This is a genomic window from Streptomyces sp. NBC_01506, assembly GCF_045040295.1.
Lineage (GTDB): Bacteria > Actinomycetota > Actinomycetes > Streptomycetales > Streptomycetaceae > Streptomyces.
Window position 1 is genome coordinate 1,610,404 of the sequence record NZ_CP109422.1, and the last position, 17,571, is coordinate 1,627,974.

Genomic DNA, 17,571 nt, shown 5'->3' on the forward strand with positions numbered 1-17,571 from the left:
AGGGTCGGTGCCCGTCAGCTCACGCCGAGCCAGCCCTCGATCGGGTGGAGCGCGAAGAAGACGAGGAAGATCACGGCCAGTCCCCACATGAACGCGCCGATCTCCCGGGCCTTTCTCTGGGCGATCTTGATGGCGACGTAGGAGATGACACCGGCGGCGACCCCGGCGGTGATCTGGTAAGTGAACGGCATGATCACCACGGTCAGGAAGACCGGGATCGCGACGGCGCGGTCGTTCCAGTCCACGTGCCTGGCGTTCTGCATCATCATCGCGCCGATGACCACCAGGGCCGCCGCCGCGACCTCGCCGGGCACGATCTGGGTGATCGGGCTGAAGAACAGGCACGCGGCGAAGAACAGGCCGGTGACGACGGAGGCGAAGCCGGTACGGGCTCCTTCGCCGACACCGGTGGCGGACTCCACGAACACGGTCTGGCCGGAGCCGCCCGCGACACCGCCGATGACACCGCCCGCGCCGTCGATGAACAGCGCCTTCGACAGGCCGGGCATCCGGCCCTTGTCGTCGGCGAGCTTGGCCTCCGTACCGACGCCGATGATGGTGGCCATCGCGTCGAAGAAGCCGGCGAGTACGAGCGTGAAGACGATCATGCCGACGGTCATCGCGCCGACCTCGCCCCAGCCGCCGAACTCGACGTCCCCGAACAGCGAGAAGTCCGGCATGGAGACGGCGCTGCCGGTCAGCTCTGGCGGTCCGCTCGCCCATGCCTTGGCGCCGATGACACCGGCGGCGTTCAGTACGGCGGCGACGACCGTGCCGACGGCGATGCCGATCAGGATCGCGCCGGGCACCTCACGCGCCTGGAGCATGAAGATCAGCAGCAGGGTGACGGCGAAGATCAGGACCGGCCAGCCGGCCAACTCCCCCGCCGGGCCCAGGGTGACGGGTCCGCCGCCCTGCGAGGCGTGCACGAAGCCCGCCTTGACCAGGCCGATCAGCGCGATGAACGTACCGATGCCCATCGTGATCGCGTGCTTGAGGGCGAGCGGGATCGCGTTCATGATCATCTCGCGCAGGCCGGTGACGACCAGCAGCATGATCACGACGCCGTACATCACACACATGCCCATGGCCTGCGGCCATGTCATGTGGGGCGCGACCTGTGTGGAGATGACGCCGGAGACGGACAGACCGGCGGCGAGGGCGAGCGGCACCTTGCCGACGAAGCCCATCAGCAGCGTGGTGACGGCCGCCGCGACGACGGTGGCGGTGATCAGCGCGGGCTGGCTGAGCACATTGCCCGCGGCGTCCTTACCGCCGAGGATGAGCGGGTTGAGCAGCAGGATGTACGCCATGGCCATGAAGGTCGTGACGCCACCGCGCACTTCACGCGCGACGGTGGATCCCCGCTGGGATATGTGGAAATACCGGTCGAGCCAGGACCTTCCGGCCGGGGGACGCGAGCCGGAGCCGGCGTCCTCGGCGGTTGTTGTCCCGGGCTGCACGGACTGCTGGGTCATGATGCCTACTCCCAAGGTTCACAGGGGCACCCGCGAGAAGACTTCAGATGCGGGATTTGGGATGGTGCGTGGGCTGCACGACCCGGGGGACGGCCCGAGGCGAACTGGGTTGTCGTACAAGGGTGTTGCGAAGTGGTGCCTTGCCGCCGCGAGCGGTGCGGCGGCCGGCGCTCCGGACACGCTGTGGGCCGTGTCCGGAGCGTGCCGCTCACGTGCCGCTCACGTGCCGGTCAGATGCTCCGGCCGTACCGGCGTCCGGTTCAGCTCCAGACCCGTCGCATCGCGAATCGCCGCGAGCACGGCGGGAGTTGACGACAGGGTCGGGGCCTCGCCGACGCCACGCAGCCCGTACGGCGCGTGTTCGTCGGCCAGTTCGAGTACGTCGACGGGGATCGTCGGCGTGTCGAGGATGGTGGGGATCAGATAGTCCGTGAAGGACGGGTTGCGCACCTTCGCGGTCTTCGGGTCGACGATGATCTCCTCCATGACCGCCACGCCCAGGCCCTGGGTGGTGCCCCCCTGGATCTGGCCGAGGACGGACAGCGGGTTGAGCGCCTTGCCGACGTCCTGCGCGACGGCCAGCTCGACCACCTTGACCAGGCCCAGCTCCGTATCGACCTCGACCACCGCGCGGTGCGCGGCGAACGAGTACTGGACATGGCCGTTTCCCTGCCCCGTACGCAGGTCGAACGCCTCCGTGGGGCGGTGCCGCCACTCCAACTCGAGGTCGACCGACTCGCCTTCGAGGACATCCACCAGATCGGCCAGCACCTCGCCGCCGTCGGTGACGACCTTGCCGCTCTCGAGCAGCAACTCGGCCGTGGCCCAAGCGGGGTGGTACGTACCGAACTTGACGCGGCCCATCTGAAGGACCCGCTCGCGGACATGCTCACAGGTGTTCTTGACCGCGCCGCCCGTGACATACGTCTGACGGGACGCGGACGTCGAACCGGCGGACCCCACACGGGTGTCGGCGGGCTGGATCGTCACCTGCGCGACGCCCAGTTCGGTACGGGCGATCTGCGCGTGGACGGTGACGCCGCCCTGGCCGACCTCCGCCATCGCGGTGTGCACGGTGGCGACCGGTTCGCCGTTGATGACCTCCATCCGCACCCGGGCGGTGGAGTAGTCGTCGAAGCCCTCGGAGAAGCCGACGTTCTTGATGCCGACCGCGTAGCCCACACCCCGTACGACGCCTTCGCCGTGCGTGGTGTTGGACAGTCCGCCGGGCAGCGCCCGTACGTCGGGCGCCTCGCCCGCCGCGAGCCACTGGCGCTCCGGCGGCAGCGGACGCGCCTTGACGCGGCGCAGCAACTCGGCGACCGGCGCGGGCGAGTCGACGCGCTGGCCGGTGGGCAGGAGCGTGCCCTGCTCCATGGCGTTGAGCCGGCGGAACTCCACCGGGTCCATGTCGAGCTCGGCGGCGAGCTTGTCCATCTGCGCCTCGTAGGCGAAGCACGCCTGTACGGCTCCGAAGCCGCGCATCGCGCCGCAGGGCGGGTTGTTGGTGTAGAGCGCCAGGGCCTCGATGTCGACGTCCTCCACGACGTAGGGGCCCACGGAGAGGGAGGAGGCGTTGCCGACGACGGCGGGGGACGAGGAGGCGTACGCGCCGCCGTCCAGCACGATCCGGCATTTCAGATGCGTGAGCTTGCCGTCTTTGGTGGCCCCGTGCTCATACCAGAGCTTCGCCGGGTGGCGGTGGACATGCCCGAAGAAGGACTCGAACCGGTTGTAGACGATCTTGACCGGTTTGCCGGTGCGCAGGGCCAGCAGGCTCGCGTGGATCTGCATCGACAGGTCCTCACGGCCGCCGAAGGCGCCGCCGACGCCGGAGAGCGTCATACGGATCTTGTCCTCGGGCAGGCCGAGGACGGGCGCGATCTGGCCGAGATCCGAGTGCAGCCACTGCGTGGCGACGTACAGGTCGACGCCGCCGTCCTCGCCCGGCACGGCGAGGCCGGACTCCGGGCCGAGGAACGCCTGGTCCTGCATGCCGAAGACGTACTCGCCGGAGACGATGACGTCGGCACGCTTGGCCGCTTCGTCGGCGTCGCCGCGCACGATGGGCTGGCGGTGCACGATGTTCGGGTGCGGTACGTGCCCGGCGTGGTGGTCGTCGCGGTGCTCGTGGACCAGCGGCGCGCCGTCGGCGGTCGCGGACGCCTCGTCGGTGACCACCGGCAGGTCGGCGTAGTCGATCCGGATCTTCGCGGCGGCGCGGCGCGCGGTCTCGGGGTGGTCGGCGGCGACGAGCGCGACCGGTTCGCCGTGGTGGCGGACCTTGCCGTGGGCGAGGACGGGGGTGTCCTGGAACTCCAGGCCGTACCGGGTGACTTCGGTCGGCAGGTCGTCGTAGGTGAGGACCGCGTAGACGCCGGGGGTGGCCAGCGCCTCGGCCGTGTCGATCGATCTGATCTCGGCGTGCGCGACGGTGCTGCGCAGGGTGTGGCCCCACAGCATGTCCTCGTGCCACATGTCGGAGGAGTACGCGAACTCGCCGGTGACCTTGAGGGTGCCGTCGGGGCGGAGCGTGGACTCGCCGACGCCGCCCCTGGTCTGGGAGCCCTGTGTGATGTCGGTGGGGGTACCGGTGGTGGTCGCCTTGGCTGCTGCCTTGGCTGCTGCCTTGGGTGTCGCCTTGGCTGGGGTCCTGGCTGTTGCCTTGGTTGTCGCCATGGTCAGACCGCCTCCGACTGCCGGGCGGCGGCGAGGCGGACGGCGTCGAGGATCTTCTCGTAGCCGGTGCAGCGGCACAGGTTGCCGGACAGGGCCTCGCGGATGTCCGCGTCGGACGGCGAGGGGTTGCGCTCCAGCATCTCGTCGGCCGTGACCAGCAGACCGGGGGTGCAGAAGCCGCACTGCACGGCGCCCGCGTCGATGAACGCCTGCTGGATGGGGGCGAGTTGACCGCCTTCGCCGGTCTGCGAGTCGGTGCCGCCCTTGGCGCCCCACCGCTTGGCCGCGTCGAGCGAGATGCCGGGCGGGGCCGAGGTGGCGGGCGCGTCCTGCGTACCGCGACCGCCGTGCTCCGCGCGGTGGTCGGCGAAGTCCGCCAGGCCCTCGACGGTGACCACGTCACGGCCCTCGGCCTGGCCCGCCGCCACGAGGCAGGCGCAGACGGGCAGGCCGTCGAGGCGGACCGTACAGGAGCCGCATTCGCCCTGTTCGCAGGCGTTCTTGGAGCCGGGAAGACCCATGCGCTCGCGCAGGACGTAGAGCAGGGACTCGCCCTCCCAGACGTCGTCGGCCTCCTGCGGACGGCCGTTGACCGTGAAGTTCACGCGCATCGCTATGCGACTCCTTCCAGCGTGGTGCCGGTGGCCCGGTACTGCTCCCAGGTCCAGTTGAGCGTGCGGCGGGCCATGATGCCCACCGCGTGGCGGCGGTACTTCGCGGTGCCGCGCACGTCGTCGATCGGGTTGCAGGCGCCCGCCGCGAGGTCGGCGAACTGCTTGGCGACCGACGGGGTGATGATCTTGCCGTTCTCCCAGAAACCGCCCTCCTCCAGAGCCGCGTTGAGGAAGTCCTCGGCGACGCGGGCGCGCAGCGGGGTGGGCGCGGCGGAGCCGATGCCCGTCTTCACGGTGCGCGTGTCGGGGTGCAGGGCGATGCCGAACGCGCAGACCGCGATGACCATCGCGTTGCGCGTGCCGACCTTGGAGAACTGCTGCGGCCCGGACGCCTTCTTGATGAGGACGGACCTGATCAGCTCGTCCGGGGCCAGCGCGTTGCGCTTCACACCGGTGTAGAACTCCTCGACGGGGATGCGGCGGACACCCCGTACCGACTCGACCTCGACCTCGGCACCGGCGGACAGCAGCGCGGGGTGCGCGTCACCGGCGGGCGAGGCGGCGCCGAGGTTGCCGCCGACGGAGCCACGGTTGCGGATCTGGGGCGAGCCGACGGTGTGCGAGGCGAGCGCGAGTCCGGGCAGCTCGGTCCGCAGGTGCTCCATGATCCGGGTGTACGGGACGGAGGCGCCGAGCCGGACGTGCTCCTCGCCGACCGCCCATTCTTCCAATTCACCGATGCGGCCCAGATCCATGAGGTACTCGGGCCGCCGGTGGTCGAAGTTGATCTCGACCATGACATCGGTACCACCCGCGATGGGTACGGCGGTGGGGTGCTCGGCCTTGGCGGCAAGCGCCTCCTCCCAGCTTGCGGGGCGAAGGAAGTCCATAGGTGGCCCTCTTCATTCGAGATGTCTGGTTGTCTCTGGTTGTCTCATACGGATATTCACTAGCTGTTAACGCTGTGTGGCCCAAGTACACCGGCCGTGCTCCGTCCGGTGCAGTCACCGAAACCATGAAGGAGTTGGCTGGGCGGCTTCCGGGTCTTGTAGATTCGAACAAATGGCTAAGCGGCGAAAGAGATCGGCGGCGACGAGATGCGGCTGCGCGCACTGCTGGAAACCGATGCGCTGGGGCTGCGGCTGCTCGGCGGTCAGGACGAGCTCGACCGGACCGTACGCGGCGTGATGACCACCGACCTGCGGGACCCGAGCCGCTATCTGTCGGGCGGTGAGCTGGTCCTGACCGGCCTGGCCTGGCGGCGTACGCCCCAGGACTCCGAGCCCTTCGTACGGCTCCTCGCGGGCGCCGGGGTGGCCGGGCTGGCCGCCGGTGAGGCCGAGCTGGGCGCCATCCCGGACGATCTGATCGGGGCGTGTCTGCGGCACCGGCTGCCGCTGTTCGCGGTGAACGAGTCCGTCGCGTTCGCGACGGTCACCGAGTACGTGGTGCGGCAGGTGTCCGGCGAGCGCGCCGGGGATCTGGCCGCCGTGGTCGACCGGCACCGCAGGCTGATGACGTCCGGCCCGGCCGGCGGCGGACCGGAGGTGGTCCTGGACCTGCTGGGCTCGGACCTCGACCTGCGGGCGTGGGTGCTCTCCCCCACCGGGCGGCGGATCGCCGGCGCGGGCCGGCCGCTGTCCGGCGCGGTGGGCGCGGCGCTGGCGGCGGAGCATCTGGCGGCGACGCGCGCGGGGCGGCGGGCGCCGCACCGGGTGGCCGTGGGCGGGACGACGTACTCGCTGTTCCCGGTGCGCGATCCGGGACGTGGCGCGGCGGCGGTGGGCGGGGGCGGGGACGTACGGGAGGCGGCCGGGGACGTACGCGAGAGCGTCCTGTCGCAGTGGCTGCTGGCCGTGGAGGCGGACGCGGGTGAGTGGGGCGCGCCCCGGCTGGATCTGTTGCAGGGCGTCACGCAGTTGATCGCGGTCGAACGGGACCGGCGGGACGCGGCGCGTACGGTACGGCGCCGGCTCGCCCAGGAGATTCTGGAACTGGTCCAGACGGGTGCCCCGCCCGCCGAGATCGCGGCACGGCTGCGGGTCGCGGCGCCGGTGCTGCTGCCCGGCCACGGGAGCGCCCCGCACTGGCAGCTCGTCGTGGCGCGCGTCGACTGGGCGGGCGAGGGCGACGGCGGCGGGGATGGCGGGGGCGGCGCGGGTCCGCTCGACGCCGGTCACGTCGCCCAGGCGCTGCTCGAGGAGATCCTGGTCGATCCGGCGACGGCGGGCATGGAGTCGGCCGACCGGATCGCGGTGGCCCACACGGGCGGCGAGGCGATCGCGCTGGTGCCGCTGGCGGTCCCGGACGGCTCTACGGCGCCGGGCCCGGCCGCCCCGGCCGCGACCGCCCCGGCCGCCGGGGACACGAAGCCGGCGGACGGGGGCCTCCAGGCGGACGTACTGCTGGCCGCCGTACGCGTACCGCTGACCGCCGGACTCGCCGACGACGGCCGGGTGACGCTGGGCGTCAGCGCGGCGGTGCAGTCGGCCGAGGGCCTGCGCGGCGCGCTGGAGGAGGCCAGACACGCCCGCCGGGTGGCCGCTGCCCGGCCCGGCCCGGTGTGTGCCGCCGGCCATCACGAGCTGGCCTCGCACGTACTGCTGCTGCCGTTCGTCCCGGACGACGTGCGGCGCGCGTTCACCGCGCGGCTGCTCGACCCCGTACGGGAGTACGACCGCCGCCACCGCGCCGAACTGGTCCCCACGCTCGAGGCGTTCCTCGACTGCGACGGCTCCTGGACACGCTGTGCGGCCCGGCTGCATCTGCATGTGAACACGCTGCGGTACCGGGTGGGGCGCATCGAACAGCTCACGGGCCGCGATCTGTCCCGGCTGGAGGACAAGCTCGACTTCTTCCTTGCCCTCCGGATGAGCTGATCGCGCCCAACACGCGTCACCCGGTGCCATGTTGACCGCTGTCACCCGTCGTGGTCACGGCGAGATCCAACCGCGTGACGGGCGGCGGCCCCTGGCCGTCCGCACGGTGAACTCCCCGCCGCCCGGCGGCGGGTGCTCGCGCTGGTCAGCCGGGTGACGGCCCCGTGGGGAGTGTGCCGAACGGCGCATCCGGCCGCCTTGACGCAGCGTCGAACAGCCCGCTGTCGACCCCTTGTTGACCAAGGCATTGTGAATTTTTTCACCTGAACTATTGGCCCGGCGTGCCGATCCGTGTTGAGATGCGTGAGAACTCAACAGCACAATGGCGCGCTCGGGGAGGGCAATGTGGCGGATACCGCCATGTCTGGTGCCGGATTCATTACCGGTGACGACCCACTCCAGACCGCGGTATGGCGGTTGCGCTCGCGCGGCTGTTGGACCGACGCGGCCGCACTGCTCGCGCCCCATCGGGGAGCCGCGCTGTCCCTGCAACGAGCGTCACTGCTGGTGGAGCGCTGCCTGTTCACGGGTGACGGCTGGCCCGAGGCGGAGGACGCGCTGCGGGTCGCCGAGGCCACGGCGCGCGAGGACGACGAACGGGGCGGCGCCGCCAGCGAGCGCGGCCATCTCGCCTACGCGGCCACGATTCTCGGAGTGCGCGACCGCGCCGACGAGGCGCGTGCCGCGCTCGGCAGGGCCGCCGCGCTGCTCGCGCCGACGGCGCCCGGCCGGCCGCTGCTCGACTTCCGCCGGGGCCTGATCGCCGAACACCTCGCGGACTCACCGCAGTCGGCCCTCGCCGCGTACCGGCGCGCCCACACGGGCGCCACCACGCACGGACAGCCGCTGCTGCTCTCCTTCACCTGGCGCCATCTGGCCGGACTCGCCCTGCGCGAGGGCGAGTTGGCTCAGGCACGGCACGGCTTCGGGGAGTCGCTGCGGATCCGTGAGGAGCTGGGCTATCTGGTCGGTACGGCCCCGGCGCTCGCCGCACTGGCCGACGCCGAGCCGGAGCCGGAGGCGACGCGGCTGCGCGCGGAGGCGGGCCGGCTGTTCCGGCTGCTGGACGGCGTCCCGACATGGCTGGCCGCGCAACTGGCCCCGAGCCCGGCGGCCTGAAGTCGAAGCCCGCCGGGCGGACGGGCCGGACCCGGCGACACCGGACCGGACCGGCCCGGTCCGGCTCTAGGTCCTGTCCGGCGGATCTTCGGGGATCAGGCCGGGGCGGCTGGTGCGGTGCATCGCAAGGCGGAGGATCATCCTCGTACTGGACGTACTTGGACGACTCCGACAACGCAGGGAGGTGCCGTGCCAGGCGTCCCGGACCCCCGAAGATCCGCCGGACAGGGCCTAGGTGAGCCCGGATGTCGCGGGGGCGGCGCCGCCGGACACCGCCGGTTCCTTCCTCGCCTGCGGCCCCGCCTTCCGCAGCAGCCGCTCCAGCGGATGCTCCACCCACTGGTACGCCGGCCCCGCCACGGCCAGGCTGATCACGATCGCCAGCAGCCAGAAGCCGGCCGTGGCGGCCAGGGACTCCGTACGGCCGTAGTGGGCGAGCAGGGCGCGGATGACGATCTCGTGCACCAGGTACCAGGCGAACGACCAGTGCCCCAGCCGTACCGCCCACGCCCCGCCCAGCCCCGTACGGCTGCCCCGCAGATCCGCCTGCGCCGCCGCGCACACCAGCAGGGCGAAGATCGGCGCGGAGAGCAACTGCGAGGCGCTGTACGGGCTGTACCAGAGGCCGTCCGGGGCGGCCTCGCGCCACGGGACGAGCGCCAGATGCCAGAGCACGACCAGGGCGATCGCCGTCGGCAGCCCGACGGGTGAGCGCCAGCCGCGCTTGATGGCGAGCCCGGCGGCCACCCCGATCACGAACTGGAGCATGCGCGTCGGCGGGAAGTAGTCGAGCAGCCATACGCGGGTGGCGCCCGTCTCGATCAGCGCGCTCGCGAACCACACGCCCACGAGCGCGACGGTCATCGTCACCACGACCCACAGGCGGCCCCGGCCGGACTTCAGCAGCGGCAGCAGCATCAGGAGCGGGAAGATCAGATAGAACCACGCCTCGTCACTGAGCGACCAGGCCGCCGGATTCGCGCCCTTCTGGACCATCGGATCGGGCACCCAGGCGTGCACCATGAGCAGCGTCGCGACCACGGCCTTCGTGGACACCTCCTTGCCGATGGCGATCCAGACGGCGACGGAGGCCGCCGACGTCACCACCAGCAGGGGCCAGATACGGGCGAAACGCCGCCACAGGAAGACCTTGGCCGGCACCCGCTGCCCGTCGTAGGTCCAGGCCAGCACGAAGCCGGACAGGACGAAGAAGAAGGTGACACCGCTGCGCCCGTACCAGGTGGCCGCGCTGATCCAGGGGATCTCCCCGACCTGCCGCGAGAGGTGGTAGAGCACCACGATCAACGCGGCCCAGAACCGCAGACCGGTCAGGGACGGCAGCCGGTCCCGTCCTGACAGACCCGCCCGGTCCGTTGCGGGGGCTGGCTGACGAACACTGCTGGCGCGCATGACGTCCCGTGGTGTGGGTGGCCGGAAGACGAAGAGTGAGTGACGCTACCCGCACACGCACGCGACACCAAAGCCGGGGACGTGCCCCGCGGGGCCCCTGGACAGGGCTTAGGTCGTGTCTGACGAATAGCGCCGTCCGCCCGCAGGGCGGGGCGCGCGCCCGCCGCGGAGCGGCTGATGACTGGCGTCGGTGCGTGTGATCGCAAGGCGGAGGATCGCTCTCGTACTGGACGTACTGGACGTACTGGACGTACTTGAGCGACTGACGACAACGCGGCGAGCGTGCGTGCCGGGCGTCGCGCGCCAGGCGGGATTTGTCAGACACGGACTAGCCCGCGCCGCCCGTGAAGTGCTCCCGTACGAGCGTGCGCACGACCGGCAGATCCCCGGCGATCAGCGCGTCCAGCAGGGCGGAGTGCTCGGCGGCGTCCGCGACGAGCGCGGCCCTGATCTCCCTCGGCGCGCCGGCGAGCGGCCACTGCGCGCGGCGGTGCAGATCGTCGGCGACCATGACCAGTCGCCGGTTGCCGCAGAGGCCCAGGAGGGCGCCGTGGAAGGCGCGGTCCCGGTCCGCGTAGGCGGCGAGATCGCCGCACGCCGCAGCCGCGACGGTCGCCTCGGCCAGTGGGCGCAGCTCCGCCCAGCGTTCGGCGGGGACCGTACGGGCCAGCCTCAGCATCACCGGGACCTCGAGCAGCGCCCGTACCTCCGCCAGCTCGGCGAGATCGCGGGCCGTGCGCTCGGCGACCCGGAAGCCCCGGTTGGGCACGACCTCGACGGCGCCTTCGAGTACGAGCTGCTGCATGGCCTCGCGCACGGGGGTGGCGGACACCCCGAAACGCTCGCCGAGTGCGGGGCCGGAGTAGACCTCGCCGGGCACCAGCTCGCCGCTGACGAGGGCGGTACGGAGCGCGTCGAGGATCTGGCCGCGTACGGAGTGACGCCGCACCGCAGGGCGTACGCCCGGCTCGGGCGCGTCGTACGTGTGCTCGCCTGCACCGCGTGCCTGCTCCGGGACGCGTGATGTGTGGCCGGTCCGTGTCCGGCCGGGCGGCTCCTGGGGGCCCGCGGACGTGGTCGCGCCGTCGTACGCGCTGCCGTGCTCCATCGCGCGCCCTCCTCCGGCCGTCACGTACTTTCCCGTTTCCCGTTTCCCGCTTCCCGCTTACTTCCGCTTGCTCCCACTCGTCCCGGCTCGCGCGAACCGGGTCCCCGAAGCACCATAGGCGGACAGGGTGACAGTTCAAACATCCATCGTGTCGGGTAAGGTAAGCCTCACCTTCAGACGATCGCGATTCGGTGGTCCCCAGGAATGTCCGCACATGCTCTGCTGCCCGGCCGGTTCACCTCACCGGTCGCCGATGCCTACCGGCGACTGACCGAGGTGTTCCCCTCCCTGGGCATCGACGAGCTGACGGACGGTGAGCGTCCGGCGGCGGGGGACGGCTGGGTCGGCGCGACCGACCTCGCGGCCGGCGGCCCCGCGGTCGACACGTTCCTCGCCTGGGACGAGGCGCAGGTGGTGCGCGACTACGGTCAGCGGGCCCGCCCGGACGTCGTCGCGACCTTCGGACTGCACCGATACGCCTGGCCCGCCTGCCTGTTGATCACCGTGCCGTGGTTCGTGAGCCGCCGGGTGCCCCGTATCCCGGTGGAACATGTCTCGTTCCAGCGGACGCGGGGCCGAATGGCCGTCCGTGTCGCCGAGTTCGCCTGTCTGCCCGGTGACCCGGCGGCCGACCTGCCGGGTGCCAGGGTCGTAGCGGACGAGGAGGCGCTGCGCGCCGAGGTGCGGGCGGCGGTGGCCGAGCATCTCGCCCCGGTGCTGGCCGCGTTCGGGCCGCGTATGCGGCGCCGCGATCACGCGCTGTGGGCCCTGGCGACGGACGAGATCGTCGAGGGGCTCTGGTACGTCGCGCAACTGCTGGGCGAGGAGCGGCGCGCGATGACGGAGCTCGAACTGCTGCTGCCGGGCGCGACGAAGCCGTATGTCGGTACGGCGGGCTTCCGTGAACTGCGGGGCCCCGGCGGCGAGTCGCTGCCGACCAGGGACCGGGCGAGCTGCTGCTTCTTCTACACGCTGCGGCCCGAGGACACCTGCGTGACCTGCCCGCGTACGTGCGACGCGGACCGGGTCCGACGGCTGAGCGCAAGCAGCAACTGACGCTCCTGCGCGCTTCGTTGGATCATGCCACTCATCCGGGTGGCATGACAGCGGGTCATATTCGAACGCAACTCATCGCCTTCGCCGGTTCGTTCGGGAGGATCCCTCCTATTCGCGTATCCTTGCGCCTCGTTGGCGTTCTCTTGTCCCGAAACCCTCCTGCGCGCAGCCGTGGTTCGGCCAATATGGCGCCCGAAACGCCCCACTGCGATGCAAGGGACACCGCATGCGACTGACCGACTCACCGCTCAACTGGCTGCTTCCGGGCGGCGTGCTCCTTATCGGCGTCCTGGTGGCGGTGGCATTGATCGCCCGCGGCAAAGCCGCCGGCGCCAAGACCAGGACCGAAGACTCCTGGGAACGCAGCGAGGAGCGCCGCAGAAGAAAAGAAGCGATCTACGGCAGTGCCTCGTATCTGCTGCTGTTCTGCTGTGCCGGCGTGGCCGCCGCGCTCTCCTTCCACGGGCTCGTGGGCTTCGGCCGGCAGAACCTCAACCTCACCGGCGGCTGGGAATATCTCGTCCCGTTCGGCCTCGACGGAGCGGCGATGTTCTGCTCCGTACTGGCCGTGCGCGAGGCCAGCCACGGCGACGCCGCACTCGGCTCGCGGCTGCTGGTGTGGACGTTCGCCGGCGCCGCCGCCTGGTTCAACTGGGTGCACGCGCCGCGTGGCATGGACAACGCGGGAGCGCCGCAGTTCTTCGCCGGCATGTCGCTCTCGGCCGCCGTGCTGTTCGACCGGGCACTGAAGCAGACCCGCCGGGCGGCGCTGCGCGAACAGGGCCTGGTGCCCCGTCCGTTGCCGCAGATCCGGATCGTACGGTGGCTGCGGGCGCCCCGTGAGACCTTCGGCGCCTGGTCGCTGATGCTTCTCGAAGGCGTACGCACGCTGGACGAGGCGGTCGACGAGGTACGCGAGGACCGCCGGGAGAAGGAGCAGAACAAGCACCAGCGGCGCGAGCAGGAGAAGCTGGGCCGGGCGAGGATCAAGGCCCTCAACCGGCAGCACCGGGCCTGGGGGCGCGGCCGTGGCCGCCAGGTCGAACTCCCGGCGGCGGCGGCCGTACCGGCCGTGGGCGGCGGGTCGGGCTCACCGCCGGCCGTCGCGGCCGCCTCTGCGGAGCCTGTTATAGGCGATCTACGCGAAGGAGAGCAGTCGGCCGTACGGTCCCAGCCGTCCCTCATGCCGGTGAAAGGGTACGAGGCGCACACCGTTGATCTGACGGCCGAGGACGACACCCAGGCGCTGCCCCGGCTCGACTCGCTGGAGCGCAAACTCAAGCATCTGGAGCAGCAGTTCGGCTGAGTGCGCGTACGCGTACGAGTGCGGCGAGTGCCGTCATGAGCGAGGAGCGACACCGCGCACGGGTTCACGACCGGCGCGACGGGAGACCGTCGCGCCGGTTCGTCGTCTGTGGCGGCGCGGGCGTCCGCGTCGGCGCGGGCAGACCTCACGCCGTCTCGCCGTTCAGCTCGAACCAGACCATCTTGCCCAGCCCCTGGGACCGCACCCCCCAGGCGTCGGCGAGTCCTTCCACCAGGACCAGCCCCCGCCCGTGCGTCCCGTCGTCCTGCGTCGGTGCGCTCGGCGTCGGTGGCGCGTCGACGAAGTCCCGCACTTCCACCCGTAGTTGGGAGTCCGCGACGGTCGCCTTGACCACCGCTCCGTACTCGGTGTGCACCAGCGCGTTCGTCACCAGCTCGCTCGTCAGCAGCTCCGCCACCTCCGCCGACTCGCGCTGCCGCCAGTGACTCAGCAGCTCACGCAGCGCGTGCCGCACCTCGGGCACCGCCGTGAGATCGGCGCTCTCCACTCTTCGGAGCAACTGCTTGCTCAGCAGCCGCGCATGCTCCCCCGTACCTCTCATGTCCCCCATCTCCCCCATGCCCCCGTTGTCTGTGCGAGCTTCCTCTCTTGAACGCTCTCCTCCAGATGCATTCCCCACTGACCACCGGCCACTCATGAGGATGCGAGTGGTGTGACGGCGAGTGCCTGGTGCTTCTGGTGGGAAGTGAGGGGTTGCGAGATCGGCCGGACACCTGGAGTCTGCCGTTCCGAAAGGCCGAGCCGTAGACCTGAGGAGCCTTGATGCACGACGACCGCACCCTGGTGGAGGGCCGGCTGGAGCGCGCCCTCCGCCAGTTCATCCGCCCCGCGCAGTACGCGGCCAGGACGCCACTCATCCTCTCGGTCTGGGAGGTGCCGGGCGAGCCGGTGCCCGTGGAGCAGGCTCTGAAGGCCACGTACGAGCCGTTCCAGACCGGGACGCCGTGGGGTCCGCCCTGGTCGACCAGTTGGTTCCGGCTGGAGGGCGTCGTGCCGGACGAGTACGCCGGGCTGCGGGTGGAGGTGGTGATCGACCCCGGCTTCACGGGCGAGGGGCCCGGCTTCCAGGCGGAGGGGATGGTGTACGACGCGGCGGGCGTGCCCATCAAGGGAGTGCATCCGCGTAACCGGCACATCCCCGTCGGCGCGCCCGCCGAGGGCGGCGAGAGCGTCCATCTGCTCCTCGAGGCGGCGGCGAACCCGTCGATGCCGGCCCATTTCATGCCGACGCGCCTCGGAGACGTACGGACCTCCGGCGACACCCCGCTGTACACGTTCGCCGCCGCCGACATCGCCGTGCTGGACGAGAACGTGTGGCATCTGGTGCTCGACATCGAGGTGCTGTCCGAGCTGATGGCGGAGCTGCCCGCCGACCGGTCGCGGCGGCACGAGATCCTGCGCGCCCTGGAGGGCATGCTGGACGTGCTCGATCTGCACGACGTGGCGGGTACGGCGGTGGCCGCCCGCGCCGAGCTGGCCGGGGTCCTGGCCAGTCCGGCGGCGCCCAGCGCCCACCGTGTCTCGGCGGCCGGACACGCGCACATCGACTCGGCGTGGCTGTGGCCGCTGCGCGAGACCGTGCGCAAGGCTTCGCGGACGTTCGCCAACGTCACCGCACTCGCCGAGGAGTATCCGGAGCTGGTCTTCGCCTGTTCGCAGGCGCAGCAGTACGCATGGGTCAAGGAGCACCAGCCGCACATCTGGGAGCGGATCAAGAAGGCCGTGGCGGACGGCAATTGGTCGCCGGTGGGCTCGATGTGGGTGGAGTCGGACGCCAACATGCCGGGCGGTGAGGCGCTGGCCCGGCAGCTCGTGCACGGAATGCGCTTCTTCCAGGAGGAGTTGGGGGTCGAGACGCGGGAGATCTGGCTGCCGGACTCCTTCGGCTACACGGCGGCTTTTCCCCAACTGGCAAAGCTGGCAGGCGTGGAGTGGTTCCTCACCCAGAAGCTGTCGTGGAACCAGACCAACAAGATGCCGCACCACACGTTCTGGTGGGAGGGCATCGACGGCACGCGCGTCTTCACGCACTTCCCGCCGGTCGACACCTACAACGCGCAGTTCCACGCGTCCGAACTGGCGCACGCCGAGCGGAACTTCGCCGACAAGGGCCGGGCCTCGCGCTCCCTGGTCCCGTTCGGCTGGGGTGACGGCGGCGGCGGTCCCACCCGCGAGATGATGGAGAAGGCGCGCCGGCTGAAGTCCCTGGAGGGCTCGCCGCGCGTCGAGATCGAGAAGCCCGCCAAGTTCTTCGCCGCCGCCGAGGAGGAGTACGGGGAGAAGGCCCCGGTCTGGTCGGGCGAGCTGTATCTGGAGCTGCACCGGGCGACGTACACGACCCAGGCGAAGACCAAGCAGGGCAACCGGCGCAGTGAACACCTGCTGCGGGAGGCCGAGTTGTGGGCGACGGCCGCCGCGCTGCGCACGCCGTCGTACGCGTATCCGTACGACGAGCTGGACCGGCTGTGGAAGACGGTGCTGCTGCACCAGTTCCACGACATCCTGCCGGGCTCGTCCATCGCGTGGGTGCACCGGGAGGCCAGGGACACCTACGCGGCGGTGCGGGAGGAGCTGACGGCGATCACGGCTGCGGCGGTCGCGGCGCTCGGCGTGGGTGGTGGCGATGGTGAGGGCGGTGCGGGTGCCGCGGTGCTCAACACCTCGCCGTACGAGCGGACGGAGATCGTCGAGGCCGACACGGCCGACATCCCCGAGGGCAGCGCCGTGCAGGCGCTGAACAGCCACGGCCGGTCGGCCGTCGCCGTACGCGTACCGGGGCTGGGCGCGACGGCTCTGACCGCCGCCGAGACGGCGGACGGCACCCTGGGCGTGACGACGCGCGCCGAGGGCTCGGACGTGATCACCCTCGACAACGGGCTGCTGCGGGTCACCGTCGACCGCGACGGCCTGCTCAGCTCCGTACGCGATCTGACGGCGGACCGTGAGGTCCTGGCGCCCGGCAGCCGGGGCAATCTGCTCCAACTGCACCCGGACCACCCCAACCAGTGGGACGCCTGGGACATCGACCGGCACTACCGGCACCGGCACACCGATCTCACGACGGCGGAGTCCGTGCAGTTGGTGGAGCAGGGGCCACTGCGCGTGACGGTCCGGGTGGTCCGTACGTTCGGCTCGTCGTGGATCGTGCAGGAGATCCGGCTCGCGGCCGGCAGCCGGCGCGTGGACGTCGTCACCGAGGTCGACTGGCAGGAGTCGGAGAAGGTCCTCAAGGCGGCCTTCCCGCTGGACGTGCACGCCGAACGGTCCACCGCCGAGATCCAGTTCGGGCATGTGCACCGTGCCACGCACGCCAACACCAGTTGGGACGCGGCCCGGTTCGAGATCTGCGCGCACCGCTGGCTGCGGGTCGCCGAGCCCGGCTACGGCGTGGCGGTGGTCAACGACTCGACCTACGGCCACGACGTGACCCGCACCGCGCACGAGGAGGGGCTGGGTACGACGGTACGGCTGACGCTGCTGCGGGCACCGCACAGCCCGGACCCGGAGACGGATCTGGGCACGCACAAGTTCAGCTACGCGCTGGCGCCCGGCGCGGAGGTGACGGACGCGGTACGGGAGGGTCTGGCGCTCAATCTGCCGCTGCGGGTCGCCGCCGCTCCCCCGTCGGCGCCGCTGGTGTCCGTCGACCATCCGGCGGTCACGGTGGAGTCGGTGAAGCTGGCCGAGGACCGCAGCGGGGATGTGGTGGTACGGCTCTACGAGTCGGCCGGCAACCGTGCGTCGGCGTTGCTGCGGACCGGGTTCCCCGTCGTACAGGCCCAGGTCACGGACCTGTTGGAGCGTCCGCTGCACGAGGCGGGGACGGGAGCGGAGGGTCTGCGGGTGGCGCTGCGGCCGTTCCAGATCCTGACGCTGCGGTTCACTCCCGCGTAAAGGTGTA

12 protein-coding genes are annotated in these 17,571 nt (G+C 71.2%); 5 read left to right on the forward strand and 7 right to left on the reverse strand.

The genetic code is table 11. The features are described 5' to 3' along the window. Positions 1–14: 14 nt before the first annotated feature. The 4 genes from OG329_RS06725 to OG329_RS06740 all read right to left on the reverse strand — a co-directional run bounded on the left by OG329_RS06725 (position 15) and on the right by OG329_RS06740 (position 5,661). Complete coding sequence (locus tag OG329_RS06725; protein WP_405793405.1) at positions 15–1,478, reverse strand: NCS2 family permease; 1,464 nt, start codon at positions 1,476–1,478, stop codon at positions 15–17. A gap of 219 nt (positions 1,479–1,697) precedes the next feature. Continuing rightward, positions 1,698–4,157, reverse strand: coding sequence for a xanthine dehydrogenase family protein molybdopterin-binding subunit (locus tag OG329_RS06730; protein WP_405793406.1), 2,460 nt, complete (start codon positions 4,155–4,157; stop codon positions 1,698–1,700). 2 nt (positions 4,158–4,159) lie between these two features. Then, on the reverse strand, positions 4,160–4,768 hold the full coding sequence (locus tag OG329_RS06735) for a (2Fe-2S)-binding protein (protein WP_405793407.1): 609 nt from the start codon (positions 4,766–4,768) through the stop codon (positions 4,160–4,162). Positions 4,769–4,770: 2 nt separating this feature from the next. Then, positions 4,771–5,661 (reverse strand): FAD binding domain-containing protein, encoded by an 891-nt coding sequence (locus OG329_RS06740; RefSeq protein WP_405793408.1) that lies wholly within the window; start codon positions 5,659–5,661, stop codon positions 4,771–4,773. Positions 5,662–5,868: 207 nt separating this feature from the next. Between OG329_RS06740 and OG329_RS06745 the strand changes: the two genes are divergently transcribed. After that, the gene (locus tag OG329_RS06745) at positions 5,869–7,650 is read left to right on the forward strand and encodes a PucR family transcriptional regulator (RefSeq protein WP_405793409.1); all 1,782 of its coding nucleotides are present in this window, start codon (positions 5,869–5,871) and stop codon (positions 7,648–7,650) included. Between the two features lie 360 nt (positions 7,651–8,010). Beyond that, the gene (locus OG329_RS06750) at positions 8,011–8,769 is read left to right on the forward strand and encodes a hypothetical protein (RefSeq protein ID WP_405793410.1); all 759 of its coding nucleotides are present in this window, start codon (positions 8,011–8,013) and stop codon (positions 8,767–8,769) included. Between the two features lie 231 nt (positions 8,770–9,000). Here the strand turns inward: OG329_RS06750 and OG329_RS06755 are convergent, their stop codons facing one another. Together OG329_RS06755 and OG329_RS06760 are read right to left on the reverse strand one after the other, a co-directional pair. Beyond that, positions 9,001–10,179, reverse strand: coding sequence for an acyltransferase family protein (locus OG329_RS06755; RefSeq protein ID WP_405793411.1), 1,179 nt, complete (start codon positions 10,177–10,179; stop codon positions 9,001–9,003). 328 nt (positions 10,180–10,507) lie between these two features. Further along, positions 10,508–11,287 carry a GntR family transcriptional regulator gene (locus OG329_RS06760; RefSeq protein ID WP_405793412.1) on the reverse strand — a complete coding sequence of 260 codons (780 nt, stop codon included), beginning with the start codon at positions 11,285–11,287 and terminating at the stop codon, positions 10,508–10,510. A gap of 204 nt (positions 11,288–11,491) precedes the next feature. Here OG329_RS06760 and OG329_RS06765 point away from each other — a divergent pair, with 204 nt between their 5' ends. Both OG329_RS06765 and OG329_RS06770 read left to right on the forward strand, forming a co-directional pair. Continuing rightward, positions 11,492–12,343, forward strand: a complete 852-nt coding sequence (locus OG329_RS06765) for a (2Fe-2S)-binding protein (RefSeq protein WP_405793413.1) — start codon at positions 11,492–11,494, stop codon at positions 12,341–12,343. 226 nt (positions 12,344–12,569) lie between these two features. Next, the gene (locus tag OG329_RS06770; protein WP_405793414.1) at positions 12,570–13,649 is read left to right on the forward strand and encodes a DUF2637 domain-containing protein; all 1,080 of its coding nucleotides are present in this window, start codon (positions 12,570–12,572) and stop codon (positions 13,647–13,649) included. Between the two features lie 145 nt (positions 13,650–13,794). On the opposite strand, the gene OG329_RS06775 is transcribed toward OG329_RS06770, so the two are convergent. Further along, on the reverse strand, positions 13,795–14,211 hold the full coding sequence (locus tag OG329_RS06775; RefSeq protein ID WP_405793415.1) for an ATP-binding protein: 417 nt from the start codon (positions 14,209–14,211) through the stop codon (positions 13,795–13,797). A 221-nt stretch (positions 14,212–14,432) separates the two neighbouring features. On the opposite strand from OG329_RS06775, the gene OG329_RS06780 reads away from it, so the two are divergent. Continuing rightward, complete coding sequence (locus tag OG329_RS06780) at positions 14,433–17,564, forward strand: alpha-mannosidase (protein WP_405793416.1); 3,132 nt, start codon at positions 14,433–14,435, stop codon at positions 17,562–17,564. The last annotated feature ends 7 nt before the right edge of the window (positions 17,565–17,571 follow it).